General features: G+C 65.7%; 23 protein-coding genes. 10 read left to right on the forward strand and 13 right to left on the reverse strand.

Annotated features, from left to right (window positions below):
- Positions 1 to 3 precede the first annotated feature (3 nt).
- On the reverse strand, positions 4 to 705 hold the full coding sequence (locus AC16HO_RS01425; protein ID WP_395642066.1) for a response regulator: 702 nt from the start codon (positions 703 to 705) through the stop codon (positions 4 to 6).
- A gap of 202 nt (positions 706 to 907) precedes the next feature.
- Positions 908 to 1,699, reverse strand: a complete 792-nt coding sequence (locus tag AC16HO_RS01430) for an undecaprenyl-diphosphate phosphatase (RefSeq protein ID WP_395642067.1) — start codon at positions 1,697 to 1,699, stop codon at positions 908 to 910.
- 161 nt (positions 1,700 to 1,860) lie between these two features.
- On the opposite strand from AC16HO_RS01430, the gene gcvPB reads away from it, so the two are divergent.
- The 6 genes from gcvPB to AC16HO_RS01460 all read left to right on the forward strand — a co-directional run bounded on the left by gcvPB (position 1,861) and on the right by AC16HO_RS01460 (position 6,671).
- Complete coding sequence (gene gcvPB, locus AC16HO_RS01435; protein WP_395642068.1) at positions 1,861 to 3,360, forward strand: aminomethyl-transferring glycine dehydrogenase subunit GcvPB; 1,500 nt, start codon at positions 1,861 to 1,863, stop codon at positions 3,358 to 3,360.
- A gap of 24 nt (positions 3,361 to 3,384) precedes the next feature.
- Entirely contained in the window at positions 3,385 to 3,759 is a 375-nt protein-coding gene (locus AC16HO_RS01440) for a diacylglycerol kinase (RefSeq protein ID WP_395642069.1), read from the forward strand.
- Positions 3,760 to 3,797: 38 nt separating this feature from the next.
- A complete protein-coding gene (locus AC16HO_RS01445; RefSeq protein ID WP_395642070.1) occupies positions 3,798 to 4,514 on the forward strand; it encodes a TerC family protein in 717 nt (238 codons plus the stop codon).
- 88 nt (positions 4,515 to 4,602) lie between these two features.
- The gene (locus tag AC16HO_RS01450; RefSeq protein WP_395642071.1) at positions 4,603 to 5,235 is read left to right on the forward strand and encodes a LemA family protein; all 633 of its coding nucleotides are present in this window, start codon (positions 4,603 to 4,605) and stop codon (positions 5,233 to 5,235) included.
- Positions 5,236 to 5,260: 25 nt separating this feature from the next.
- The gene (locus AC16HO_RS01455) at positions 5,261 to 6,172 is read left to right on the forward strand and encodes a TPM domain-containing protein (RefSeq protein WP_395642072.1); all 912 of its coding nucleotides are present in this window, start codon (positions 5,261 to 5,263) and stop codon (positions 6,170 to 6,172) included.
- Position 6,173: 1 nt separating this feature from the next.
- Positions 6,174 to 6,671, forward strand: coding sequence for a TPM domain-containing protein (locus tag AC16HO_RS01460; RefSeq protein WP_395642073.1), 498 nt, complete (start codon positions 6,174 to 6,176; stop codon positions 6,669 to 6,671).
- 15 nt (positions 6,672 to 6,686) lie between these two features.
- Here the strand turns inward: AC16HO_RS01460 and AC16HO_RS01465 are convergent, their stop codons facing one another.
- Both AC16HO_RS01465 and AC16HO_RS01470 read right to left on the reverse strand, forming a co-directional pair.
- Positions 6,687 to 8,738: a thioredoxin domain-containing protein gene (locus AC16HO_RS01465; RefSeq protein ID WP_395642074.1), complete on the reverse strand. Its 2,052-nt coding sequence runs from the start codon at positions 8,736 to 8,738 to the stop codon at positions 6,687 to 6,689.
- A gap of 91 nt (positions 8,739 to 8,829) precedes the next feature.
- Positions 8,830 to 10,875, reverse strand: a complete 2,046-nt coding sequence (locus AC16HO_RS01470) for an alpha/beta hydrolase family protein (protein ID WP_395642075.1) — start codon at positions 10,873 to 10,875, stop codon at positions 8,830 to 8,832.
- Positions 10,876 to 11,054: 179 nt separating this feature from the next.
- Here AC16HO_RS01470 and lgt point away from each other — a divergent pair, with 179 nt between their 5' ends.
- The 3 genes from lgt to AC16HO_RS01485 are packed head-to-tail and all read left to right on the forward strand — an operon-like array spanning position 11,055 to position 13,305.
- The gene (gene lgt / locus AC16HO_RS01475; protein ID WP_395642076.1) at positions 11,055 to 11,960 is read left to right on the forward strand and encodes a prolipoprotein diacylglyceryl transferase; all 906 of its coding nucleotides are present in this window, start codon (positions 11,055 to 11,057) and stop codon (positions 11,958 to 11,960) included.
- Positions 11,960 to 12,814 (forward strand): thymidylate synthase, encoded by an 855-nt coding sequence (locus AC16HO_RS01480; RefSeq protein ID WP_395642077.1) that lies wholly within the window; start codon positions 11,960 to 11,962, stop codon positions 12,812 to 12,814. The genes lgt and AC16HO_RS01480 overlap by 1 nt, the downstream gene beginning before the upstream one ends.
- Entirely contained in the window at positions 12,814 to 13,305 is a 492-nt protein-coding gene (locus AC16HO_RS01485) for a dihydrofolate reductase (protein WP_395642078.1), read from the forward strand. Before AC16HO_RS01480 ends, AC16HO_RS01485 begins: the two co-directional genes overlap by 1 nt.
- On the opposite strand, the gene mddA is transcribed toward AC16HO_RS01485, so the two are convergent.
- From mddA to gcvA, 6 genes are all read right to left on the reverse strand, one after another.
- Complete coding sequence (mddA, locus tag AC16HO_RS01490) at positions 13,290 to 14,066, reverse strand: methanethiol S-methyltransferase (protein WP_395642079.1); 777 nt, start codon at positions 14,064 to 14,066, stop codon at positions 13,290 to 13,292. The two genes, AC16HO_RS01485 and mddA, sit on opposite strands and share 16 nt — an antisense overlap.
- A gap of 141 nt (positions 14,067 to 14,207) precedes the next feature.
- Positions 14,208 to 15,257, reverse strand: a complete 1,050-nt coding sequence (locus AC16HO_RS01495; protein ID WP_395642080.1) for an alpha/beta fold hydrolase — start codon at positions 15,255 to 15,257, stop codon at positions 14,208 to 14,210.
- A 67-nt stretch (positions 15,258 to 15,324) separates the two neighbouring features.
- The gene (locus tag AC16HO_RS01500) at positions 15,325 to 16,164 is read right to left on the reverse strand and encodes a symmetrical bis(5'-nucleosyl)-tetraphosphatase (protein WP_395642081.1); all 840 of its coding nucleotides are present in this window, start codon (positions 16,162 to 16,164) and stop codon (positions 15,325 to 15,327) included.
- Between the two features lie 160 nt (positions 16,165 to 16,324).
- On the reverse strand, positions 16,325 to 16,708 hold the full coding sequence (gene apaG, locus AC16HO_RS01505; protein ID WP_395642082.1) for a Co2+/Mg2+ efflux protein ApaG: 384 nt from the start codon (positions 16,706 to 16,708) through the stop codon (positions 16,325 to 16,327).
- A gap of 31 nt (positions 16,709 to 16,739) precedes the next feature.
- The gene (gene rsmA, locus AC16HO_RS01510) at positions 16,740 to 17,534 is read right to left on the reverse strand and encodes a 16S rRNA (adenine(1518)-N(6)/adenine(1519)-N(6))-dimethyltransferase RsmA (protein WP_395642083.1); all 795 of its coding nucleotides are present in this window, start codon (positions 17,532 to 17,534) and stop codon (positions 16,740 to 16,742) included.
- Positions 17,531 to 18,460, reverse strand: coding sequence for a transcriptional regulator GcvA (gene gcvA / locus AC16HO_RS01515; RefSeq protein ID WP_395642084.1), 930 nt, complete (start codon positions 18,458 to 18,460; stop codon positions 17,531 to 17,533). Before gcvA ends, rsmA begins: the two co-directional genes overlap by 4 nt.
- Before the next feature lie 163 nt (positions 18,461 to 18,623).
- Between gcvA and AC16HO_RS01520 the strand changes: the two genes are divergently transcribed.
- Positions 18,624 to 19,541, forward strand: a complete 918-nt coding sequence (locus AC16HO_RS01520; protein WP_395642085.1) for a DMT family transporter — start codon at positions 18,624 to 18,626, stop codon at positions 19,539 to 19,541.
- 6 nt (positions 19,542 to 19,547) lie between these two features.
- On the opposite strand, the gene pdxA is transcribed toward AC16HO_RS01520, so the two are convergent.
- The 3 genes from pdxA to AC16HO_RS01535 form a co-directional block, all read right to left on the reverse strand.
- Positions 19,548 to 20,540 (reverse strand): 4-hydroxythreonine-4-phosphate dehydrogenase PdxA, encoded by a 993-nt coding sequence (gene pdxA, locus AC16HO_RS01525; protein ID WP_395642086.1) that lies wholly within the window; start codon positions 20,538 to 20,540, stop codon positions 19,548 to 19,550.
- 52 nt (positions 20,541 to 20,592) lie between these two features.
- Positions 20,593 to 21,948 carry a peptidylprolyl isomerase gene (locus AC16HO_RS01530; RefSeq protein WP_395642087.1) on the reverse strand — a complete coding sequence of 452 codons (1,356 nt, stop codon included), beginning with the start codon at positions 21,946 to 21,948 and terminating at the stop codon, positions 20,593 to 20,595.
- Between the two features lie 146 nt (positions 21,949 to 22,094).
- Positions 22,095 to 24,485 carry an LPS-assembly protein LptD gene (locus AC16HO_RS01535; protein WP_395642088.1) on the reverse strand — a complete coding sequence of 797 codons (2,391 nt, stop codon included), beginning with the start codon at positions 24,483 to 24,485 and terminating at the stop codon, positions 22,095 to 22,097.
- Between the last annotated feature and the right edge of the window lie 214 nt (positions 24,486 to 24,699).

Here is a 24,699-nt window from a genome sequence, read left to right on the forward strand (position 1 = left end):
GCGTCAGGTTTCGTCGACCACGCGGAACAGGTAGCCGCCGCGCTGGATCGTGTGGATCAGCGAGTCGCCGTCGGCGGCGGGGCCGAGCTTGCGCCGCAGCTTGGAGATGTGCACGTCGATGCTGCGATCGAACGGGCGCAGCGTGCGTCCGAGTACCGCCTGCGCGATCGCGTCCTTGCCGACCACGCGACCGGCCTCGCGCATCAGCATGGCGAGGATATTGAACTCGGTGCCGGTCAACGCGATCGCCTCGCCGCGCACGCTGACCGTGCGTGCCGCCGCGGCAAGCTTGACCGGGCCCAGGCTGAGGTCGCCCATGTGCGCTGTCTCGGCCTCGCCGCGCGTGCGGCGCAGGATCGCGCGCAGGCGCGCGGCGATCTCGCGCGGGTTGCACGGTTTGGGCACGTAGTCGTCGGCGCCGAGCTCGAGGCCGAGGATGCGATCGATGTCCTCGCCGAGCGCGGTCAGCATCAGCACCGGCAACTGCGACGCGCGGCGCAGCTCGCGCAGCACGTCGATGCCGGATTTCTGCGGCAGCATCACGTCGAGGATCACCGCGTCGTAGTTGCCTTCGGTGAGGGTACGCAGGGCCGAATTGCCGTCCCCGGCGACATCGACGTGGAAGCCTTCGCGCTCGAGGAAGTCGCTGAGCAACTGGCTCAGTTCCTCGTCGTCATCGGCGAGCAGAATGTTGGCATCACTCATGCTGGCAACTATACCGCGCCAGCGCGCACTGTCACCTCCCTGCGCTAGTTTTTGCAAATGCTTACATCCGCTTACGGCGTGCGCCGATGCTCTGTTTGCTCGTCTGTTCCGGTGCAGGCGGGACTGCCGAGGCAGGATGCCGAAACGGGCATTCGCGCTGCGAATGGCCCGCGGGACGCGTGCCACGCGAAAGCCGAGCCGGCTACGCGCCTGCCGGCATCAACAGCAACAGGGCCGCGCCGAGTGCGATGCGATAGAGCGCGAACGGTGTGAAACGATGGGTGCGGATGAAACCGAGCAGCCACTTCACCGCGACGAAGGCGACGACCGTCGAGACGACGAAGCCGAGCGCGAGCGCGCTCCAGTCCTCGTGGCCTGCGCTGGCTTTCATCGCCTTGAGCAGTTCGTAGGCGGAGGCCGCGAACATGGTCGGGATGCCGACGAGGAAGGCGAATTCGGTCGCGGCCGCGCGATTGCTCGCCCCGGCGAGCATGGCGACGAAGATCGTCGCCGCCGAGCGCGACGTCCCGGGGAAGATCGCGGCGACGACCTGGGCGAGGCCGACGAGGATCGCGACCTTCCAGGTGATCGTCGACGAGTCGCGCAGTTTCGCCGCAAAATGCTCGGCCGCGATCATCCACAAGCCGCCGATGACGAACGCCCAGGCGATCGGCGTGACGTCGTCCTTGAGCTTGAAGCCGAGCTTGGTCATCGCGAAGCCGAGCGTGCCGGTGATCAGGAACGCGACGATGAGCTTGAGCGCATAGTCGCGATTCTCCGGCTGTTGGAAATGGGTCGCGAGTTGCCACAGTCGCTGGCGATAGATCAGCACGACCGCGAGGATCGCGCCTGCCTGGATGACGACGTTGAACATCTCGCTGCGCTCGCCGAGCCAATGCTCGGCGACGAGCAGATGGCCGGTAGAGGAGATGGGCAGGAATTCGGTAATGCCTTCGATGATGCCGAGCAGGACGACGCGGAGGAATTCAGGCATGGGAGGTGATGGTCGGGTGCGTAGAAATAGTTTGGTCTGACGATGTGGAAGATTGCTCGCGCGGTGGCGGTTTCGTGCTGGAATTTCCCCGCCGGCAAAGGCCTTGCCTGTCACGTTATGGCATCATACGTCACCTTCGTTAAATTCCGCTTCCCGAACCCATGCTGATCTTCGAACAGTCGCAACCCGGCCGCACCGCGGCTGCGCAAATCCCGGCCGCAAGCTCGACGCCGGCCGACCTGCCCGAACAGTTCCGGCGCAAGACGCCGGTCGGCCTGCCCGAAGTCTCCGAACTGCAGGTCGTGCGCCACTACACGAACCTGTCGCGCAAGAATTTCTCGATCGACACGCAGTTCTACCCGCTCGGGTCGTGCACGATGAAATACAACCCGCGCGCATGCAATTCGCTCGCCCTGCTCGACGGATTCCTCGCGCGCCATCCGTACGCGCCCGAGTCGAAGTCGCAGGGCTTTCTCGCCTGCATGCACGAGCTGCAGGAAATCCTCGCCGACGTCACCGGCATGAAGGGCGGCGTCTCGCTCGCGCCGATGGCCGGCGCGCAGGGCGAGTTCGCCGGCGTGGCGATGATCATGGCCTACCACAAGCATCGCGGCGACCTCGGTCGCACCGAAATCATCGTGCCCGACGCGGCGCACGGCACCAATCCGGCGACGGCGACGATGTGCGGTTGCACGGTGCGCGAGATCCCGACCCGGGACGATGGCGACATCGACGTCGAGGCGCTGAAGAAGGTGCTCGGGCCTGCGACCGCCGGCATCATGTTGACCAACCCGTCGACGATCGGCGTGTTCGAGCGCCGCATCGCCGAGATCTCCCGACTCGTGCACGAGGCCGGCGGCCTGCTCTACTACGACGGCGCCAACCTCAACGCGATCCTCGGCAAGGTGCGTCCGGGCGACATGGGCTTCGATGCGATCCACATGAACCTCCACAAGACCTTCTCGACGCCGCACGGCGGCGGCGGTCCGGGCGCGGGCGCGGTCGGCGTGTCGGAACGTTTGCGGCCGTTTCTTCCCATTCCGATGATCGAGAAACGCGCCGACGGCCGCTATGGCTGGATCCGCAAGAAGGACCGCCCGCTGTCGATCGGCCGCCTGACCAGCTTCGCCGGCAACGCGGGTGTGCTGCTGCGCGCCTACGTATATGCACGCCTGCTCGGCCGCGAAGGCATGCCGCGCGTCGCCGAATACGCTACGCTGAACGCGAACTACCTCGCCAGGCGACTGGCGGAGAAGGGGTTCGATCTCGCCTATCCGAATCGCCGCGCCAGCCACGAATTCATCGTCACCGTGTCGAAGCAGAAGAAGGAGAACGGCGTGACTGCGCTCGATTTCTCCAAGAGCCTGCTCGACCGCAACATCCACGCGCCGACCAACTACTTCCCGCTGCTGATTCCCGAATGCCTGCTGATCGAGCCGACCGAAACCGAATCGAAGGAGACGCTGGACGAATTCGTCGAGGTCATGGGCGAACTGATCCGGCTCGCGGCCAGCGATCCGCAGAAGATGAAGGACGCGCCGGTCACGCAGCCGGTGCGTCGTCTCGACGACGTCAAGGCGGCGAAGGATCTCGACATCGCCTGGAAGGCGCCGCACGCGCCGCATATCCACATGACGACGGCGGCGCCTGCCGCGGTCTGAGCACGCGGAAAAGGGGAGAGGGAGATGCCCAGCACCGAGCCGCGCGGCCCGAAGCAGATATACAAGGCGCTGATCTGGTCGCTGAAGGGCTTGCGCGCGAGCTGGACGTTCGAGGCGTCGTTCCGTCTCGAGGTCTATCTCTCGATCGTGCTGTTCCCGCTCGGTCTCTGGTTCGGCCGCGGCGCGGTCGAGAAGGCGATGCTGACCGGTTGCCTAGTGCTGGTTCTCGCTGCCGAGATTTTGAACTCGGCGATCGAGGCCGTAGTCGACAAGACCACCCCGGAATTCCACGAACTGGCCGGTCGCGCCAAGGACATGGGTTCGGCGGCGGTATTCCTGCTCATGCTGAACGTGGCGCTGTGCTGGGGCTTGATCCTCTGGCAACACGCCACGACCTGAGTGTGACGCGCGCTTTTTTTTCACGAGGCTAGACGAGATTGGATGCCGAACTCTGGATTGCCCTGTTCACCCTGAGTACGCTCGAAATCGTCCTCGGCGTCGACAATCTCGTGTTCATCTCGATCGCGGTCAGCCGGCTGCCGGCGCAGCAGCGCCCGCTCGCGCGCAAGCTCGGCCTCGCCTTCGCCTGTCTGACGCGCATCGCGCTGCTGGTCACGCTGGCCTATTTCGCGCGCATGGACGACAAGCACATGCCGCTGTTCCGCTTGTTCGGCAAGATCATCTCGGTGCGCGACATCATTCTCGGCGGCGGCGGTGTGTTCCTGATCGTCAAGGGCATCATGGAGATCGTCGATGCGATCCGCGGCAAGCACGCCGAGGTCGTCGCCAGCACGGCGGCGGCGAGCTTCGCCTGGATCATCGCCCAGATCGCGATCATCGACATCGTCTTCTCGATCGACTCGGTGATCACCGCGGTCGGCATGGTGCGCAACATTCCGGTCATGGTCGGCGCGATCATCCTCGCCGTCGCGGTGATGCTGTTCGCGTCCAACCCGGTCGGCGAGTTCATCGACAACAACCCAGCGATCCGCATGCTTGCGCTGGCGTTCATCGTGCTGATCGGTGTCGTACTCGTGGCCGAGTGCTTCGATCTGCACATCCCGCGCGCCTATATCTATGGATCGATGGCGTTCTCCGCGGTGGTCGAGGTGCTCAACCTGCTCGAAGCCAGGAGCAAGAAGCCGCCGGCCTGATCTGCGGCAATGCCGCAACGCCGCTTGCGCGGTGTGCGGGCGCATTCGGTATGATGTTCCCGTCATCGTCCATCGGAGGGGTAAGACCATGCACCTGCAACGCATCGCACTGCTGTTGATCGCCGCGTTCGTCCTGTCCGGCTGCGGCTACAACGCGTTCCAGTCCAAGGACGAGGCGGTGAAGGCCGCCTGGTCCGAAGTGGTCAACCAGTACCAGCGCCGCGCCGACCTGGTACCGAACCTGGTCAACACGGTCAAGGGTTACGCCGAGCACGAGCAGTCCACGCTCGAGGCAGTCACCAACGCGCGCGCCAGCGTCGGCAAGATCACCCTGACGACCGACGACCTTTCCGACGAGGCGAAGATGAAGGCCTTCCAGCAGGCCCAGGGCGAGCTGTCCAGCGCGCTGTCGCGCCTGATGGCCGTATCGGAGAACTATCCCAACCTCAAGGCCGACGGCCTGTTCCAGAATCTGCAGGCGCAACTGGAAGGCACCGAAAACCGGATTGCGGTTGCGCGCAACCGCTACATCACGGCGATCCAGGACTACAACACCTTCGCCCGCAGCTTCCCGCAGAACCTCACCGCGATGATGTTCGGCTACAAACCCAAGGCCAACTTCACTGTCGACAACGAAAAGGCGATTTCCACCGCGCCGACCGTCGACTTCAACAAGCCCGCGGCGCAGCCGGCGCAACCGCCCGCCCAGCCGGCGCATTGATCCGCGCCGCACTTAGATGAAGCCGATGAGCCGTTGGCGTCGCGCGCTGTGCATCTGCCGGCGCGCGTTTGCCTGCGTAGCCGCGATCGCGCTTTCGCTGGCGGCGCTCGCCGCCGACGGCGACCCGCAGCCGATTCCGCCGCTCAAGGCGCACGTCACCGACCTGACCGGCACGCTCGATGCGCAGCAACAACAGCAACTCGAAGGCGAACTGACCGCGCTCGAACAAAGCAAGGGTTCGCAGCTCGGCGTGCTGATCGTGCCGACGACGCAGCCTGAGGACATCGCGCAATACGGCATCCGCGTCGGCGACGCATGGAAGCTCGGCCGCAAGGGCACTGACGACGGCGTGATCCTCATCGTCGCCAAGAACGACCGGCGCGTGCGCATCGAAGTGGGGCGCGGCCTCGAAGGCGCGGTCCCGGACGCGGCCGTGTCACGCATCATCCGCGAATACATCACGCCGAAGTTCCGTACCGGTGATTTTTTCGGCGGCATCCATGACGCGACCGATGCGCTGACCAAGTTGATCCAGGGCGAACCGCTGCCGCCGCCGTTGACCGACGAGAACAAGTCCTCGTCCGGCGACGGTGACCCGTTCAACGCCGCGATCTTCGCCGTGTTCGCGATCCTGTTCGCGCGCTCGCTGTTCGGCGGTTTGTCCGCGCCGCCTCGCGCGGGGTTGACCGGGCTCGTCGGCGGCGGTGCCGCGTGGCTGTTGTCGGGCGGCATCCTGCCATTGGCGGTGGGCCTCGGTGTTGTCGGCCTGGTCCTGGGCCTGCTCGGCGGTGGCGGCGGGGGCTTCGCCAACCGCGGAGGCTGGGGCGGATTTCCGGGCGGTGGCTTCGGCGGTGGTGGTTTTGGAGGCGGCGGCGGTGGCGGTTTCAGCGGCGGTGGCGGTTCGTTCGGGGGCGGCGGCGCCTCGGGGAGCTGGTGACATGGACATCGCACGCATAGCCACGCATCTGTTTTCCGAAGGCAGCGCGCGGCGTTGCTTTCCGAACAGCGTACTCGACACGATCCAGAAAGCGGTCGAAGCCGGCGAGGCGCGGCATCGGGGCCAGGTCTGCTTCGCCATCGAAGGCGCGCTGTCGTTCGGCGAACTGCTGCGTGGGCGCAGCGCGCGCGCGCGCGCGAGCGAGGTGTTCGCGCGTCTGCACGTGTGGGATACGGAGCACAACTCCGGCGTGCTGATCTACGTGCTCATCGCCGATCATGCGATCGAGATCGTCGCCGACCGTGGCATCGCCGCGCGCGTGGCCGAATCTGAATGGCAAGATGTGTGCGCGCAGCTGCGCGAACGCTTCCGTGCCGGTGATTTCGAATCGGGTGCGGTCGCCGCGGTCGAAGCAGTCAGCGAAATCCTCGCGCGCCACTTTCCCGCCGACGGCGAACCCGTCGCCAACGAACTGCCGGATAGACCGGTGCGGCTCTGAGCAGCCGCGCGCATCCTATTTCCGGTTTATTCCGGCTTCGAGCAGCGAGGGCTCCGTGATCGGCGGATCGCATTGTTGGCCGCGGCAAACGTAGGCGACGCCGCCGGCAATATACGTTTGTGCGGCGAGCGTTCCCGGCAATTCGCCTGCGTCGTCGGGAACGAAGTACGCATCGACGCGGCGCGCGTTGTCGCAGGCAAGCAGCGCGGCGCGCCAGGCCGTTTCCTCTGCCGGCGCGCCGCAGCGGATGACGACCAGCGCACGTGGATCAAGGAAGTCGTTGAGCGCGCGCTGCAGCGTCGCGCAGGCCTGCGGCATCTGCTGCATCGTGGCGTACGCGGCACGCAGCGTGCGTTCGGCGGCATCCAGCCAGCGCGTTTCGCCGAGCAGGTGACCGAGGCGCAACAAGGCGCGCGTGGCGACGCCATTGCCGGAGGGCAGCGCTTCGTCGGCGAACGGTTTCGGGCGCTGGATCAGCTGTTCATGGTCGTGTGCGGTGAAGAAGAATCCGCCGTGCTCGCGGTCTTCGAAGCGTTCGAGCAGGATGTCGGCGAGGCGGATCGCCCAGTCGAAATGGCGGTTGTTCCAGTCCACCTGCAGGAAATCGAGCAATGCGTCGAGCAGGAAGGCGTGGTCGTCGAGATAGGCCGGCAGGCGTGCGCCGCGATCATCGATGCTCGCGTGAAGCCGATCGTCGCGCCATGCGTTGGCACGCAGTGTGTCCAATGCATTTTCCGCGAGTGCGGTGAATGCCGGATTGCCTGTCGTGCGCGCGGCGCGTGCGAGACCGGAAATCATCAGCGCATTCCATGCCGTGAGGATCTTGTCGTCGAGTCCAGGCGGGGTGCGTTCGGCGCGCGCGGCAAACAGCTTCTTGCGCGCGCGGAACAGAAGCGCATCGACTTGTTGCACCAAAAGATTCGCCGTGGCGGCAACGGTTTCGAGCGATTGCGCGACGATCGGATTCCAGGCGCGATGCTCGAAGTTCGGCGGACGGTCGAAACCAAAGCGGTGTTCGGCCGCGGTGAATTCCTCGTCGGTCAGCAGCGCACGCACCTCGTCGCGCTGCCAGACGTAGAACTTGCCTTCCTCGCCTTCGGAATCCGCATCGAGTGCGGCGTAGAACGCGCCATGCTTCGAAGTTCCCGGCCCGGCGATCATTTCGCGGCTCAGCCATTCGGCGGTTCGCTGCACGACTTCCGACCGGAGTTTTTCGCCGCCGACCTCGGCGCCGTCGGCATACAGCGGCAGCAACTGCGCATTGTCGTAGAGCATTTTCTCGAAATGCGGAATCTCCCAGCGCTCGTCGACGCTGTAGCGGCAGAAGCCGCCACCGATCTGATCGTGGATGCCGCCTTCGGCCATGCGCGCCAGGGTCAGTTCGACCATTGCGCGCGCGTCGGTGGAACCGATATCGAGCAGCAGTTCCATCTCCGGACAATGCGGGAATTTCGGCGCGCCGAGGTGGCCGCCGTGTTCATGATCGAAACCGCGCTCGATCTGCGCGAGCGCGGCGCGGATCGGCGCGTCGTCGAGCGCCCCGGCATGCGCATCGGACGCATCGTAGTTCGCAAGGAATTCACGCAAGGTCGCGTTCTGCGCACGCACCGCGTCGCGGCGCGTGTCCCAGAAGCCGCGCACCTGTTCGAGTACCCAGGCGAACGGCGGCATGCCGTGGCGCGCCTCCCTCGGGAAGTACGTGCCGGCGTAGAATGGGGCGAGGTCGTCGGGCGCGAGAAACACGGTCAGCGGCCAGCCGCCGCCACGCCGGGTCAGTGCCTGGTGCGCGAGTTGATAGATTCTGTCGAGGTCGGGCCGCTCCTCGCGATCCACTTTTATACAAATGAACTTTTCGTTCATCAGGCGTGCGCTGGCCTCATCCTCGAAGCTTTCGTGCGCCATGACGTGGCACCAGTGGCAGGCGCTGTAGCCGATCGACAGCAGGATCGGCTTGTCCTGCGCGCGCGCCGCCGCGAGCGCCGCGGCGTTCCACGGCCACCAGTCGACCGGGTTGTCGGCATGCTGGCGCAGGTAGGGGCTGGTTTCGGCGGCGAGACGATTGGTCATCGGACAAGCCTAACCGATCGATCCTGAAACCGACAAAAAAAACGCCCGGCGTCAAGGCCGGGCGTGGCTTGCCGCGCGAACGCGGATCAGCTCACTGCTTCGGCGCGCCGGGGCCCAGGTACTTGAGCAGAAACGCTTCGGTGATCTTGTAGCGCTCGGTATTGTTCTCTTCCTTGAAGAAACCGTGGCCTTCCTTCGGTCGGGTCATGTACTCGACCGGCTTGCCGGCCTTGCGCAGCGCATCGCGCATTTCCTCGGCATTCTTCACCGGCACGCGCTTGTCGTCCTCGCCGTGGATGATGAGCACGGGCACGTTGAATTTGTCGACGTGGTCGATCGCCGAGTTGGCCTTGATGTAGGCCTCGTCGCCCATGCCCCAGGCCTCGCGCAGGAAGTTGCGCCCGCCGCGCGAGCGGCGCGTGTCGCTGCGCTCGGCCTGCACGCGGATGTCGGAAACGCCGGCGATCGCGACCGAACACTTGAACGTGCCCTGCGGTGCGTACACGGGCTGGAAGAACGCGGTATAGCCGCCGTAGCTGGCGCCGTAGACGCAGACGCGACTCTTGTCGACATAGCCCTGGTCGACGGCCCACTTCAGGCCGTCGAGCATGTCCTGCATCATGCCGGTGCCCATCTGGCGGTAGCCGGCGTCGTAGAAGTTCGCGCCGCGCCCACCCGAGCCGCGGTAGTTGACTTGCACCACCGCATAACCTCGCGAGGCGAGGAATTGCGCTTCGGTGTTCTCCCAGCCGCTCGCCAGCGACCAGCCGTCGTTCGGGCCCATCGGCCCGCCGTGCGCGATCAGCACGGCCGGCAGGTTCTTTTCCACGCGTCCCGGCGGCAGGGTGAGGTAACCGCCGAGTTCCGTGCCGCTGGAAGCCTTGAACCAGAACGGCTTGCGCTCGCCGAGCTGCTCCGGATTGAACCAGGGCTTGCTCTGGTACAGCGGGCGGATCGCGTTCGTCTTCAGATCGAACATCGCGTAGGTGCCCGGATCGCGATCGCTGGCGGCACCGACAAGCGCCACCGAGCCGTCCTCGGAAATGTCCGAGAAGCCGACGTAGTGGTCGGCGAACTTGGCGTTGAGCGCCTTCAGCGCCTGCGCGTACTTGCTGTCGTCGAGCCAGGTGATGGAGGTGCGACCGTCCTCGAACGACACCGCATACGGCAGGTGCGGCGCGGGCGACCAGTACACGCGGCGCACGCTGACGCGCGGATTCGAGGCAAGCACCTGGCGCTCGCTGCCGTCGAGGTTGCTGATCGCGAACTGGCCGGGGCCGCCGTCGGGATTGCCGATCGAATAGAGCTTGCTGCCGTCAGGCGAGATCGCATACGGCTGGAACTGCTTGCCGACCACGCTGGCCGCAAGCTCGGTCCAGTCCTTGTCTGCGCCGGCACGATAGTAGACGTGATCCTTGAGATTGTTGTCCTGGCCCCAGGCGTAGCGCGCGACGCCGTCGTGGACGAGGAAATCGTAACCGTCGGCGTTGATCGAACCGATTTCCTTGACGTTGCCGGTGACCGCGTCGACGTCGAAGATCAGGGTCTTGTGCGCCTGCGCATCGCTGCCGCCGCGCTCGGCCGCGGGATTGACGGTCAGATAGAAATGGCCGTCGGCCTTGTCCGGCGTGCCGCTGATCGTGCCGAAGCCGATCGGCATCTTGAGGATGTTCATCGCCGCAGCACTCGATCCGCGCGAGCGGTCGCTGTAGAGCATGCGCTTGTTCTTGCCGTCGAAGTCGACCGCGATGATGTCGCCGGTCGCGGCCGGCGCTTCGGCGAACGCGGTTTCCTTGCCCGTGCCCATGACCAGGCGTTTGTTGTCGACCCAGGTCACATCGATCGGCAGGAATGTGGCGGCCATGTCGAGGCGGCTGACGTACTTGAGATCGGGCAGGTGCAGGATCGCGAGCTGATACTTGTTGTCGCCGCCGTTGTCCTCGGTCTTCACCGTGACCGCGATATGCTGGCCGTCGGGCGACAGCACGGGCGGGCCGAGCGGCGGATGCTTGGCGAAATCGACCTCCGGGATGACGGTGACTCTCGGCAACGTCACCGGCTTGGCCTCGTCGGCGACGGCGATGGGTATGGCGGTGACGAGCGCGGCGAGCACGGCCAGACAGGCATGTTTGAGCATGGATGGATTTCTCTCCGGGAAGAACCATGATTATGCCATGCCGGCAGAACCGGGCAGCGCACCCATCGCGCGCACCCGGCCACATCCGAATCCGCTAAACTTGGTGCGCTCGTCCGTCGATACGAGAAAAATCCCGAAGCCAAGATGAACGCAACGCCGGCTTTGCCGGCATGAGTTGAATGTCGCCATACTTCCACGATATCGATCCGATCGCCTTCCAGCTCGGCCCAGTCGCCGTGCACTGGTATGGCATCATGTACCTGCTCGGCTTTGCCGGCGCCTGGTTCCTCGGCGAACGTCGCCGCAGGCAGGGCCGGCTGCCGGTCAGCCACGAGGCATTCTCCGACCTCGCCTTCTACGTGATGCTTGGCGTGATCCTCGGCGGGCGCATCTGGTACATGCTCTCGTATGTTTCGCTGGACTGGATCGTGCACGATCCGCTCGCGATCGTGCGCGTCTGGGACGGCGGCATGTCGTTCCACGGCGGCCTGCTCGGCGTGCTGCTCGCCGGCTGGATCTGGTCGCGGCGCAACAGAGTACACTTTTTCGACACGATCGATTTCGTCGCGCCGCTGGTGCCGATCGGCCTCGGCCTCGGCCGCCTCGGCAATTTCATCAACGGCGAACTCTGGGGCAAGCTGACCACGGAACCCTGGGCCGTGATCTTCCCGGGCGCGCTCGAGGACCTGCACAAGACACGCGCAGAACTGCACCAGATGTACCTCGCCGGCCAGCTCAATGGGCAGGCGCGGCATCCTTCGCAGCTCTACGAATTCGCGCTCGAAGGCGTCGTGATGTTCACCGTGCTGTACGTTTTCTCGCTCAAGCCGCGCCGGCGCTACGCCGTGTCGGGACTGTTCGCGCTGCTCTACGGCGTGTTTCGCTTCGCGGTCGAATTCGTGCGCATTCCCGACGCGCAGCTCGGCTATCTCGCGTTCGGCTGGTTGACGATGGGGCAGGTGCAATCGCTGCCGCTCGTCGTCGTCGGCCTCGTGCTGCTGTGGTTGTCGCGCCGCGCGCCGACCTTGCAACCCGATCCGGCCGCGGCCAATGCGGCGCCGGTTTCGACGAAGGAAGCCGCCTGATGCGCCAGTACCTCGATTTGCTGCGCCATGTGCTCGATCACGGCGACGAGAAATCGGATCGCACCGGCACCGGCACCCGGTCGGTGTTCGGCTGGCAGATGCGCTTCGACCTCGCCGACGGGTTCCCGCTGGTGACGACGAAGAAGCTGCACACGAAATCGATCGTGCACGAACTGCTCTGGTTCCTGCGCGGCGACACGAATATCGGCTATCTCAAGGAACACGGCGTCGGCATCTGGGATGAATGGGCCGACGCGAACGGCGACCTCGGCCCGGTGTACGGCAAGCAGTGGCGCGCCTGGACAGTAAGCTCTTGCGCGCGGCCTTCGCGCGAAGATCAAAAAGCCGGCATCGCTGCCGGCACTTCTCAACCAGCATCTTCCATCGATCAGCTCGCTGGCGTTGTCGAACAGATCAAGAAGAATCCCGACTCGCGCCGCCTCATCGTCAGCGCGTGGAACGTCGCCGATCTGCCGAAGATGGCGCTGCAGCCTTGCCACGCACTGTTCCAGTTCCACGTGGCGAAAGGGCGCCTGTCGTGTCAGCTCTACCAGCGCTCGGGCGACATCTTCCTCGGCGTGCCGTTCAACATCGCCAGCTACGCGCTGCTCACGCACATGGTCGCGCAGGTCTGCGATCTCGAACCGGGCGATTTCGTGCACACGCTCGGCGATGCACATCTGTACAAGAATCACCTCGATCAGGCGCGCGAACAGCTGACGCGTACGCCGCTGCCGCTGCCGAAACTGAAATTGAATCCCGCGATCCGCGCGATCGACGACTTCCGCTACGAGGACATCGCGATCGAAGGCTACCGGTCGCACGCGGCGATCAAGGCGCCGATCGCCGTCTGATGGCTTCACCCATTTCCCTGATCGCTGCGCTCGATCGCAATTTCGCCATCGGTCGCGATGGTGCCATGCCGTGGCACCTCCCCGACGATCTCAAACGCTTCAAGGCGCTCACGCTGGGCAAGCCCGTGCTGATGGGGCGCAAGACGGCGCTCGCGATCGGGTGCGCGCTGCCGGGGCGCACGAATCTGGTGCTGACACGCGGCGGCGTCGCGCCATACGCAGGTCAGCAAGTCGTCGCCTCGCTCGAAGCCGCGATCGCTGCGGCGCAGGGTAGAGAGCTCATGGTCATCGGTGGCGGCGAGATCTACGCGCTCGCATTGACTCGTGCGTCGAAACTCCACCTCACGTGGATCGACACCGTCGCCGACCATCCCGACGCATTCTTCCCGCACTTCGATCCCGCGCGATGGCGTGAGACCGCACGCGAAGCGCATGCGGCCGATGCGCGCCATGAATACGGTTTCGCCTTCGTCGATTACGCGCGCGGATAGGGTGCGCCTGCTGCGGGATGCCGCGTTTCGGCGGCGCGCTTCGGGATCGGAAGGATCATCGGCACGCGCCGTTGATAATCGCGATAGGTTTCGCCGAACTGTGCGACGAGATCGCGTTCCTCAAGGAACTTCACTGCGACGAGAATGTAGCCGGTGGTGATGACCGCAAACAGCAGGTGACCAACGCTCATGCCCGGAGTCGCCCAGAACGCGATCAGGAATCCGAGCATCAGCGGATGACGCACGATGCGGTAGAGCGCGCGTACTACGAACGGCGTTTCGGGCGCCGAGCGGTTGTTTGCGTACAGCCACACCTGGCGCAGCCCGAACAAATCGAAATGATTGATGAGGAAGGTGCTGGTGAAGACGAGCACCCAGCCGAGCGCCGACAGTGCATGCAGCGCGACGCGCGCAGGTGTCGCATCGACCTGCCAGACGGTCTGCGGTAGCGGCTGCCACTGCCAGAGCAGCAGGATCAGCGCGAGGGAGCTGACCAGCACGTAGGTGCTGCGCTCGACTGCCACCGGCACGAAACGCGTCCACCAGCGCTTGAATGCGGGCCGCGCCATGCCGCTGTGTTGCACGGCGAACAGGCCGAGCAGGGCCAGGTCGATAGCCAGCGCGGTGGCGAGCGGTGCTGCCGGGCCTGCGTCGATGTGCTTCGGCGCAATGCCTGCGACAAAAGCGATGGCGTAGAGGAATGTGGGCAGAAAGATGAGGTAGGCAATGGCTCCGTAGAGCAGTACGAGCAAGCGGGACATGGCGGCAGACCTTGATGTGCGAAGTGCTGCCGCGATGTTGTTCGGTGCGGGTGTACTCCGCCATGGGCAGCTTGTCCCGATCGCGGGATGAAACGGATTCGAATCGGGACAAATATCCCGGTGATCGCGGGAAGCGAAGATTCAGGCACCCGGCCGCGTATGCAGCAGCGCCTCGACACGGCTGCGCACGCCGAGTTTGCGATACAGGTTCGAGAAGTGATTGCGCACCGTTTTTTCGGCGATGCCGAGCTGGAAAGCGATCTGCGCATTGCTGCGCCCTTCGCGCAGCAGTGCGAGCAGGTTGCGCTCGCGCACGGTCAGGCCGTTCTCGCCCGCTTCGCGGATGGCGCTGGCCTGGCCGGTGAATTCCAGCACCGCGGCGCAGAATTCCTTCCACGCAGGTTCATCCCGCAGCAGCACGTGATTGCGCGATTCGAGCTGCACGAAACGTGCGCCGGGAATGTGTGCGGCGAGCAGGCGGCCCTGTTCCAGCGGCGCAATCTTGTCCCGGCTTGCATGCAGCACCAGCGTCGGCATGCGCACGCGCGGCAGCAGTTCGCGCACGTCGACTTTGCCGCGTGCCTCGAGCAGTTCGGCGGCGACATCGGGCGAGGCGGTGCGCCGGCACAGTTCATTGAACCAGTCGAGTTGCTCCTGCGTGCCGTCGGGCACGAAGCGCGAAGTGAACAGCTGGCGAAACGCCGGGTTGTCGTTGCCCCAGCCAAGCCCGATCACGTCCATCACCGCGCTGAACATCTTGCGCCGCTCCGGATCGTCGCTGAGATTGCCGCCGACCGCGTAGCCGCCGTAGAGGATCAGGTGCGATACGCGTTCGGGATGCTTGACCGCGTAGCGCACCGCGGTGGCTGCGCCCTGGCTGATGCCGAGCAGCGCGAACGGCTGGGCGAGGCCGGCAGCCTCGACCACGGTTTCCAGATCATCGACCCAGTGCGTCGCGGCTATCTTCGGCACCTTGCGGTCGGACAGGCCGCAGCCGCGCTCGTCGTAGCGGATGTAGCGGAAGTGCCCGCTGAAGAAATCGACCCAGTGCTTCCAGATCGGGCTTTCCAGGTCGTACTGCAGGTGCGTGAGCCAGGTCGCGGCCTTGACCAGGGGCGGACCGTGACCGACCGCGCTCCACGCCAGTTTGACGTCGTCGGCGGTTACCGCGTAGCGGATATGCTGCTGCATCGCGGCGACCTCGCGCGGCCCGGGAAAAGGACTATACAACCTCCGCGGCCGCCCTGCTGCGCGCGCTTCAGTCACCTTCCACGCGTGGTCGCGCGGATTTTATCGAGACGAACTGTGGCTCCTCGCCATCGAGGCGCAGCGCGATCAGCTCGCCGCCCCAGACGCAGCCGCCATCGATCGCGTACACGCCCATGCCCTGGAAGCGGCCGAGCGTAGACCAGTGGCCGCAGACGATGCGTGCGTCCTGGCGCACGCGCCCCGGTACTTCGAACCACGGATACAGCCCCGGCTTCTGCGTGCCGGGCGCGCCCTTCTCGGCGTAGGCGATGCGGCCGCGCACATCGCAGTAGCGCATGCGAGTCATCACATTGATCGTCGCGCGCATGCGCTCGATGCCGCGAAGCTTCGGCGACCACTGGTCCGGCTTGTTGCCGAACATCGCCAGCAGCAGGCGCTTGCCACCTTCGCCGGCAAGGCGTATCTCGACCTCGCGTGCGGCGCGCGCGGCGCGGTCGAGGGTCCAGCCCGGCGCGAAGCCGGCGTGGACCATGGCGAAGTTCAGCGCAGGGTCGACATGCAGTAGCGGGCGCGTGCGCAGCCAGTCGAGAAGGGAATCGCGATCGGGGGCAAACAGAACCTCGCGCAACTCCGGGTTGACCCTGGCCTGGGCTGCCTCCTCGCGCTCGGCGATCGAGAGCAGGGACAGGTCGTGATTGCCGAGCACGACGATGGCGCGGTCGCCGAACGATTGCACCTGGCGCAGCACGGCGAGCGACTGGCCGCCGCGATTGACCAGGTCGCCGCAGAACCAGAGCATGTCACGCGCGGAATCGAAGCGGATTTTTTCCAGCAGCTGCACGAGCTCGTCGTGGCAGCCCTGCACGTCGCCAATCGCGTAGACGGCCATCAGAATCCGCCCTCAAGGCCACTGCGTTCGACAATTTGCGCCCCGGCGATGCTCGCGATCCTCATGTACTCGACCGTACACCCTGGTTCCTGCGCTCCGGCGAAGCGCAAATTGTCCTGGCTCGCTACGCTTTGAGGGCAGATTCCCAGAGCCATGGTTGTCAGTGCACCGTGCGTGGAATCGACAATGTGAATTGCGGAATCGCCGCGTCGAAGCGGCGGCCGTCGTCGGCGAGCATCTGGTAGCTGCCGCGCATCGTGCCGACCGCGGTTTCGAGCACGGCGCCCGAGGTGTACTGAAAATCGTCGCCGGGACGCAGCCACGGTTGCTCGCCGATCACGCCATCGCCGCGGACTTCCTGCACCTTGCCGTTGGCGTCGGTGATGATCCAGTGGCGCGACATCAGGCGCGCGGCAACGCGGCCCGTATTGGCGATGCGGATCGTGTAGGAGAACGCGTAGCGGTTCGCATCCGGCATCGACTGGTCGTGCAGGAAATGCGTTTGCACGGCCACGCTGATTGCATAAGGGTTGTCGTTGCTCATGTCCGGATTGTGCGCAGCCGCGGTGGGCGAATCAACCTTTGTTCTGCAGGTGTCGCGCCAACGCGACGAAGGCGGAAGGCGGCAACTGCTCGGCGCGCGCACGCGGATCGATGGCCGCGGCGGCGAGATCGCCCGTGTCGGCCACGCCTCGCAATGCGTTGCCCAGGGTCTTGCGGCGTTGGCCGAACGCGGTGCGGACGACGCGTTCGATCACATCGGAATCGGCCTGCGCCAGCTTGTCGGCCGGCAGCGGCACGAGGCGCACCACGGCGGAATCGACCTTCGGCGGCGGCGAAAAAGCAGTGGGCGGCACGTCGAACAGCGACTCGACCGTGCAGCGCAGTTGCAACATCACCGAGAGCCGGCCGTAGGTCTTGCTGCCGGGGCCGGCGGCCATGCGCTCGACGACTTCCTTCTGCAGCATGAAGTGCATGTCGCGGATCGCCGCGGCGTGGTCGAGGCAGTGAAAAAGGATCGGCGTGGAGATGTTGTAGGGCAGGTTGCCGACGAGGCGGATTCCGCCGCCGGCGGCGAGCGCGGCTATGTCCACCTCGAGCACGTCGCGGTGCACGATCGCCAGTTTGCCGACGCTGTTCGCACGCGCGCGCAGCGGCTCGATCAAGTCGCGGTCGAGTTCGATCACGGTCAGGCTGCCGGCGGCGCGCAGCAGCGGCAGGGTCAGCGCGCCTTCGCCGGGTCCGATCTCGACGATGTGCTCGCCCGGCCGTGGTGCTACATACTCCACAATGCGGCGAAGTATATTTTTATCGTGGAGGAAGTGCTGACCGAAGCGCTTCTTGGTGACGTGCGGGGCGAAATCGCTCATGGCGTCCGGGGCGGGTTCGTTGCAGGGCAATACATGGGGGGCGACGCGAGCAGCTCTTCGTGGAGCCAGTCGCGGAACAGCAGCAGCGCCGGCTTGTTCGCATTCTGTGGCGGATAGACGAGATGGCAGGTGGCCGGCGAAGGAATGCGCTGCGCGAACGGTACCACCAGCGTACCCGCACGCAGCTTGAGCGCGGTGAGCGAGCCGCGTGCGAGCACCGCGCCCTGACCCTGGATCGCCGCCTGCAGGGCGAGCTCGGAGTCGTTGAACACCGGGCCGCGGCGCGGCTCGGCGAGGTTGACGCCGGCGGCGGCGAACCACGGCGCCCACGGCTGCTGGCGGATGCGCAGCAACGGCACGCGCGCGAGGTCGGCCGGGTTGCGCAGGCGCGTGCGCCGCGCCAGCGCCGGACTCAGGGTCGGGAACAGCTCGTCGTCGAACAGCTTTTCGCTGATCAGGCCCTCGTAGTCGCCGGTGCCGTAGCGGATCGCGACGTCGACACCGTCGCTGCGGAAATTCGACACGGCCGGTGTGCTTTCCAGGCGCAGTTCAATGCCGGGGTGGCGTTCGAGGAAGCCGCCGAGGCGCGCGACCAGCCAGGCTGCGGCGAACGAGGGCAGTACGCTGACTGTGAGCGAATTTGCACTGTCGTGGTCGCGCAGGCGTTCCAGCGCAGCCGCGAGCTGGTCGAGCGCCGCGCGCACGTCATGGGCGAGCTGGCGCCCGGCGTCGGTTGCGCACATCTGCCGGCCGGCGCGCCGCAGCAGCGGCATGCCGAGTGCCGCCTCGAGTGCGTGGATCTGGTGGCTGACCGCACTGTGGGTCAGACTGAGTTCGTCCGCGGCGCGCGTGTAGTTCTGGTGGCGTACCGCGGCCTCGAGTACGCGCAGCGAGCGCAACGGCGGCAGGCGGTGCCAGGGATTCATGCGCAAGCGGCTCTGTGGAGCATCGGGGCCGCAGTCTAGCATCTGTGAGGAATGCTCACAGCTGACGCGAGAAAATAGCGTTTCTGGTGCGCGCGCTCGAGGCTTAGGATGCGTCATTGCATTTCGCCTGATCATTTGCGCGGGCCGACCCGAGGAGTTTCCGATGAACGCTTCCATCTTCGCCCAACTCGTCGTGCTCGGCATGATCTGGGGCGCATCGTTCATGTTCCAGCGCATCACCGTGCCGGTGATCGGCGCCGGCATGACCGGTGCGGGGCGCATGATCTTCGCCGCGTTGACCCTGCTCGGTGTGCTCGCCCTGCTGCGCAAACCTTTGCAGTGGCGTGCGCGCTGGCGAGATTATGTCGTCGTCGGCATCATCGTGATGGGCTTGCCGCTGACCTGCTTCGCGGTCGCCGCGCGTTCGCTGCCGGCCGGCTACCTCGCCGTGCTCAACGCGACCGTGCCGCTGTTCGCGGTGCTGATCGGCTGGGCCAGCAGCCGTGTGCGGCCGTCGGCATCAAAACTCGCCGGAGTCGTCGTCGGCGTTTGCGGCGTTGCGACGCTGGCGAAGTTCGGTCATCTCGAAATGAATTGGCCGACCGTGCTCGGCTTCGCTGCGGCCTTGTTCGCCTCATTCCTCTACGCGATCGGCGCAATCATGGCGAAGCAACGCTATGGCGATGCCGATCCGCTCGTGATCACCGCAGGCAACCTGATCGGCGGTTCGCTGCCGCTGGTTCCGCTCGCGATCGCCACGGCACCGGCTGCGCTGCCGTCGGGCGGCGTGACCGCGGCGCTGGTCGCGCTCGGCATCCTCTGCACCGGCATCGCCTACGCGCTGTACTTCCGCATCCTGCGCGCGGCGGGCGTCGAGCGCACGGTGACGGTGACCTTCCTCGTGCCATTGTTCGCGCTGATCTGGGCCGCGCTGTTCCTCGGCGAGCCGATCACCTGGGCTGCTGCGACCGGTTGCGCACTCGTATTGTTCGCGGTCGCGTTGATCTTCGAAAAAGTGCCGGGGTTCGCGCGCAGGCCGGTACCGCGGATCGGGCAGAAGCTCTGTCGCGAGCAGGGTTGAACGGCGCTAGTGGCGCTTCGCCACGAGTTGTAGCGCGAGACGGGTCGCGGCGATCAGGCTGGACGGATCGGCTTGGCCGGTGCCGGCGAGATCGAGCGCGGTGCCGTGGTCGACCGAGGTGCGGATCCACGGCAGGCCGAGGGTGAGGTTGACCGAGTCGCCGAAGCCGAGCGCCTTGAGCACGGGCAGGCCCTGGTCGTGGTACATCGCCAGCACCGCGTCGAAGCGCACGCGCTGCGTGGCGACGAAGGCGGTGTCGGCGGGCAGCGGGCCGACGATGTCGAATCCGGCCGCGCGCACCTGCTCGATCGCGGGAACAATGACGTCGATTTCCTCGCGGCCGAGGTGGCCCGCTTCGCCGGCGTGCGGATTCAGGCCGAGTACGGCGACGCGCGGTGCGGCGATGCCGAACTTCGCGATCAGTTCTTCGCAAACGATGGTCAGCGTGCGCACGAGCCCCACGCGCGTGATCGCGCCAGGCACGCGCGCGAGCGGCAGATGCGTGGTCGCGAGCGCCACACGTAGCGCGCGGTCGCCGCCATCCGGTGCGATCAGCATCATCACCACCTCGCGTTGCGCGCGTTCGGCGAAAAACTCGGTGTGGCCGGTGAACGGGATGCCGGCATCGGCAACCGCGCTCTTCTGCACCGGCGCGGTGACGAGTGCGTCGAACTCGCCTGCGGCACAACCGTCGGCGGCGCGTGCGAGAGAGTCGATGACGTAGGCTCCGTTGCGTGGATCGAGCTTGCCTGGAGTGCGGGCAACGCGCAGTGGCACGTGCAGGCAACGCAGTGCGCCGGGCCTGCGCCGGGCGATGCGTGCGGCGGCATAATCCTCGATGTCGAGCACGGTGTTCCGCGCGGCGGCCGCCGCTGTCAGCAGGCCACGATCCGCGATCGCGATGAGGTCGGCGGGGACGTCGGTTGCGGCCAGCGCGGCGACGAGTTCCGGACCGATGCCGGCCGGTTCTCCGCTCGTGATGGCGATGCGCGGGAGCATTGTCTTGTCATTCCGGCAGCCCCTGCCGGGATGACGAATACTTATCGTGCCGTCACTTCGACTCGGCTTTCTTGACCGCCGCGCCCGAGCAGGCCGGACGTTCCTTGGTGACGTAGGCCGGGTCGACCGCGCAGATGTACGAATCCGAGCGGAACTGGCGCAGGGTGCTTTCGATCTCGTCCTCGGCCTTGCGCTGGCGGATCAGCTCGCGCGCCTGTTCGCGCTGGTTCTCGACGGTACGATCGGATTCGCGCTTGCCGAGCAGTTGCAGGATGTGCCAGCCGACATCGGTCTGGAACGGCTGCGACACGTCGTTGTTGGACTTGAGCGAGCTGAGTGCGGTGGCGACGGCGGTGCCGAAGCGGTCGATCGGGAACCAGCCCATGTCGCCGCCGAGGTTCGCGGTGGGCGGGTCCTTGGAGTATTCCTTGGCGAGCTTGGCGAAATCCTCGTGGCCGTCGACGATGCGGCGACGCAGGTCGGCCACGGTCTTCTGCGCTTCGGCGCTGGATACCAGCTCGGTGACCGGGATCATGATGTGGCGGGCGTGGTATTCGGTCACGACCTGCTTGCCGCCGCCGCGCTTGTCGATGACCTTGATGATGTGGAAGCCGTTCGGGCCGCGGATCACCTGTGAAACCTGGCCCGGCGCCAGCGTCTCGGCGATCTGCACGAACGCCTCGGGCAGTGCGTTGAGCGGACGCCATTGCAGGTCGCCGCCTTCGAGCGCGTCCTGGCCGTTCGAGTAGCGGATCGCCGCCGCGGCGAAATCGAGGCCGCCGTCGATCTGCTTCTTCACGTCGTCGGCCTTGTCCTTGGCAGCCTTGATCTGCTCGGCGCTCGCGTTCTCGGGGGTCGCGATCAGGATGTGGGCGAGGTGGATTTCGCCGGTCCTGACGTTGCCCGTGGCGAGCATGGCGTCGACCTCGGCATCGGTGACGTTGCCCGCGCCCTGCATGATGCGCTGCTGCAGTCGCTGGGTGAGCAGCGTTTCCTTGGTCTGTTTGCGGAAGTCGTCGTAGTCGATGCCGTCGCGCGCGAGCGCGCCGCGCAGTTGGGTGATGTCGATGTTGTTGCTCTGCGCGATGCGCTGGATCGCCTGGTCGATGTCGTTGTCGGTGACGCGGATGCCGGTCGACTGCGCGCGCTGGATCTGGATCCGGTTCATGATCAGTCGATCGAGCACCTGGCTGCGCAGCACGTCGGTCGGCGGCAGTTGTTGCGGGTTGCTGCGGTACTGGGCCTGGATCTGCGCAACGGCGCGGTCGAGTTCGCTCTGCAGGATCACGTCGTCCTCGGCGATCGCGACGATGTGATCCAGCGGCTCGATCGGCTGGATCTGCGCGCGCGCCGCGGGTACGGCTGCGGTGAGGAGAAGGGCGAGGAAGGCGGCGAAAAGCTTGTTCATCGGCGGCTCTGCAATCGAATGACGTAACGGGCGCCGTCGCGCCCGCGTGCGGGGAAAGGAAGATAGCGTGCACACCCTGAACGGAGTCCGCGCATCAGGCCAACGCGATCCCGCGCGGCCGTGCCGGCGTAGCGTCGGGGCGCAACTTATTGATAGCCAAGGATAGCATGGCGCAGGAAGTTCTGCGTCCGCTGCCCGCTCGCGCCCATGCCCTTGAATTCGACCTCGAAGAAGACGGTGTTTTCGGCCTTGACGTCGTTCGGAATGTAGACGGCATCGTTGAACGGATTGCTGACGTTGTTGAGCCAGCGCCGCGCGACGAGGCGGGCGGCGACGCAGCAACTATCGTACTGCACGCCGGCGAACGCTTCGAGCAGACGCTTGTCGCGCACCGAATAGTAGTAGCGGCCGACGATGCTCCAGCGCAGGTTGAGCGGGATGAGCGTGGTCGCGTCGTACTGTTCGAGGAAGCCGCGACGGTAGCGGTAGGCGAGGTTGACCACGCCGTCGCTGCCGAAACGATGCTGGACCGAGACCGCGCCGAGATCCGTGTGCTTGCTGGTCGACACGTATTTCTGCGTGACCGGGTCGAGGGCTGTCGGATCGGGATTCCATTGCATGTCCCAGGTCAGGCTCCAGCGCTTGTTGATGGTGAGCTGCAGTTCGGTGAACAGGTCCTTGCCGGCGCCGCTTTGTGGGCCGCCGAAATAGGGCAGGGTCACGCGCGGCGTCTTGAAGTAGCGGATCTGGCCGATGCTGCCGCTGAGCAACTGGTCGCCGCTGTCCGCGTCGATCAGGCGCGAGGTCAGGGCGATGGTGGCCTGGTTGGCGTCCGACTGGCGGTCGCCGCCGGTGTAGGCGTTGGTGCGGAACAGGCTCGGGAAGTCGAGGCTGGGCAGCGAGGTGTCGAAGCTCGGCAGCTTGTCCTGGTTGCGGTACGGCACCCAGAGATAGAACAGGCGCGGCTCCAGTGTCTGGATGTAGGCGTTGCCGAACAGTTTGGCATCGCGCTCGAAGAACAGCCCCGAATCGACGCTGGCGATCGGCAGGCGGCGTGAGGGCGAGGTGCCGGTGATCAGCGGATTGTTGTTGAACCGCATGTCCGAGAGGTCGTACTGGGTGATGCGATAGCCGATGGTCGGACGCAGGAACCAGGCCAAGCTTTCGATCGGATACGAGATGTGCGGATAGAGGTCCAGACGTCGACCGGTCAGCGAATAGCCGCGCTGGAAGTTGATGTACTCCGACTCCATGCCGACTTCGAAGCCGGCGTAGGTCTGCGGCAGGATGTTGAACGCCACGCGCGGCAGGCGCGTATAGGGCTTGAACACGGACGGATAGGCGCAGTTCCTCGGCGAAGTGCCGCCGGCGCAGACCGATTCGATGCTCGGGTCGCTGACCTGCCAGTCGTCGCCGCCGATTGCGATGTTCCACCAGCCGCCGTTGCCGTTGACGTAGGCGCTCGACGGCAGCAGGCTGATCGCGGTGCTCTGGAAACTGTCGCCGAAGTCGCGCAGGTAGCGGTTGTCGGAAACGCGGTGCACGTCCACGGTCGCGCCCCAGTTGGCGTTGAACGTGGTCCAGTTCTGCAGGCGCAGGTAGCCGCGCGAGGTCTCGTCGGTGACGTCGTCCTTGGGCATGTAGCCGACGTTGAGCATGAGCCGGTCCCACTCCGAGAGGTAGCGGAACTCGGTGTCGAGCATCGGCCCGCGCTTGGTGTATTCGATCGGTTTGACGGTTAGGTCGTAGTTCGGCGCCAGGTTCAGATAGTACGGGATGCCGAGCTTGAACCCGCGCCGGTTGCTGTAGCCGAGCACGGGCATGAGAAAGCCCGAGTGCCGGCCCTCGTCGATCGGGAACGACAGATAGGGAAGCCACAGGAACGGCACGCCCTGGTAGGCCAGGGTGACGCCGTGGCCGTAGCCCTCGTTTTTCACTTTGTCGATTTCGAGATCGTTCGCGCGCATTTCCCACTGGCGCTCGCTCGGATCGCAGGTCGAGAAAGTGCCCCGGCTCATCTTCGAATGATCCGGGTCGGTCTGGTTGACCATCGCGGCGACGCCGTTGCCGCGCTGGTCGAGCATCTGGTAGCGCACGTTGTCGAGCCAGGTGACGCTCGGCGTCGTCGTGCCGCGCGCCTTGTCCGCGGACATCAGCATGCCGGCATCCTGGTAGCGTACGTGACCGGTCGCCACGTAGTCCGTGGTCTCGCTGTTGTAGGTGAGGAAATCCGTGCGCAGCAGCGCGTCGAGGCGTTGCATGCGCACGTCGTCTTCGAGTTGCGCGTGGTTCTTGTCGGTCCAGGTGACCTTGTTCGCGTCGGCTACCGAATGCGCCTTCGAGCGGTCGCCCGCGGGCGGCAGACCGGGCACGAAGAAGTCGAGCAGATCGTTGCGTTTGCACTTGCCGTAGTCGTTCTTCGGCGCCACGCAGCGCATTACGCCGGCGGGGCAGGTCGTCTGCGTGGCCGAAGGCGCGATCACCGCGGTCTGTGCGGAAGCCGGTTCGACCAGCGCGGCCGGGAGCAGCAGGGGCAAGAGGCGTAGCGGCAAATGCCGGAGCCGGCGGTCGTTCAGCGGGGATGGCGGCACGGGGACGTCGCAAGGCTAACGTGAGGCCGGCAAGCTTGCCCGAAACGGGGAGCACGGGCAATCCGCGGGCATCCGCTGCGTTCATCTTCAACGCCTTGCCTGCGTAAGGGTTACCCCCATGTTCCGTCCAATCCGGCAGACGCGAAACACGAGGAGAAAA

The organism is Rudaea sp., assembly GCF_057139185.1.

Coding starts and splice junctions, on each gene's coding strand:
- AC16HO_RS01530 (WP_395642087.1), bottom strand. CDS start 21,948: ATGAACAAGCTTTTCGCCGCCTTCCTCGCCCTTCTCCTCACCGCAGCC.
- AC16HO_RS01495 (WP_395642080.1), bottom strand. CDS start 15,257: ATGCAGCAGCATATCCGCTACGCGGTAACCGCCGACGACGTCAAACTG.
- AC16HO_RS01500 (WP_395642081.1), bottom strand. CDS start 16,164: ATGGCCGTCTACGCGATTGGCGACGTGCAGGGCTGCCACGACGAGCTC.
- AC16HO_RS01480 (WP_395642077.1), top strand. CDS start 11,960: ATGCGCCAGTACCTCGATTTGCTGCGCCATGTGCTCGATCACGGCGAC.
- AC16HO_RS01485 (WP_395642078.1), top strand. CDS start 12,814: ATGGCTTCACCCATTTCCCTGATCGCTGCGCTCGATCGCAATTTCGCC.
- pdxA (WP_395642086.1), bottom strand. CDS start 20,540: ATGCTCCCGCGCATCGCCATCACGAGCGGAGAACCGGCCGGCATCGGT.
- AC16HO_RS01450 (WP_395642071.1), top strand. CDS start 4,603: ATGCACCTGCAACGCATCGCACTGCTGTTGATCGCCGCGTTCGTCCTG.
- AC16HO_RS01520 (WP_395642085.1), top strand. CDS start 18,624: ATGAACGCTTCCATCTTCGCCCAACTCGTCGTGCTCGGCATGATCTGG.
- gcvPB (WP_395642068.1), top strand. CDS start 1,861: ATGCTGATCTTCGAACAGTCGCAACCCGGCCGCACCGCGGCTGCGCAA.
- AC16HO_RS01465 (WP_395642074.1), bottom strand. CDS start 8,738: ATGACCAATCGTCTCGCCGCCGAAACCAGCCCCTACCTGCGCCAGCAT.
- mddA (WP_395642079.1), bottom strand. CDS start 14,066: ATGTCCCGCTTGCTCGTACTGCTCTACGGAGCCATTGCCTACCTCATC.
- AC16HO_RS01430 (WP_395642067.1), bottom strand. CDS start 1,699: ATGCCTGAATTCCTCCGCGTCGTCCTGCTCGGCATCATCGAAGGCATT.
- gcvA (WP_395642084.1), bottom strand. CDS start 18,460: ATGAATCCCTGGCACCGCCTGCCGCCGTTGCGCTCGCTGCGCGTACTC.
- AC16HO_RS01455 (WP_395642072.1), top strand. CDS start 5,261: ATGAGCCGTTGGCGTCGCGCGCTGTGCATCTGCCGGCGCGCGTTTGCC.
- AC16HO_RS01470 (WP_395642075.1), bottom strand. CDS start 10,875: ATGCTCAAACATGCCTGTCTGGCCGTGCTCGCCGCGCTCGTCACCGCC.
- lgt (WP_395642076.1), top strand. CDS start 11,055: ATGTCGCCATACTTCCACGATATCGATCCGATCGCCTTCCAGCTCGGC.
- rsmA (WP_395642083.1), bottom strand. CDS start 17,534: ATGAGCGATTTCGCCCCGCACGTCACCAAGAAGCGCTTCGGTCAGCAC.
- AC16HO_RS01425 (WP_395642066.1), bottom strand. CDS start 705: ATGAGTGATGCCAACATTCTGCTCGCCGATGACGACGAGGAACTGAGC.
- AC16HO_RS01440 (WP_395642069.1), top strand. CDS start 3,385: ATGCCCAGCACCGAGCCGCGCGGCCCGAAGCAGATATACAAGGCGCTG.
- AC16HO_RS01460 (WP_395642073.1), top strand. CDS start 6,174: ATGGACATCGCACGCATAGCCACGCATCTGTTTTCCGAAGGCAGCGCG.
- apaG (WP_395642082.1), bottom strand. CDS start 16,708: ATGAGCAACGACAACCCTTATGCAATCAGCGTGGCCGTGCAAACGCAT.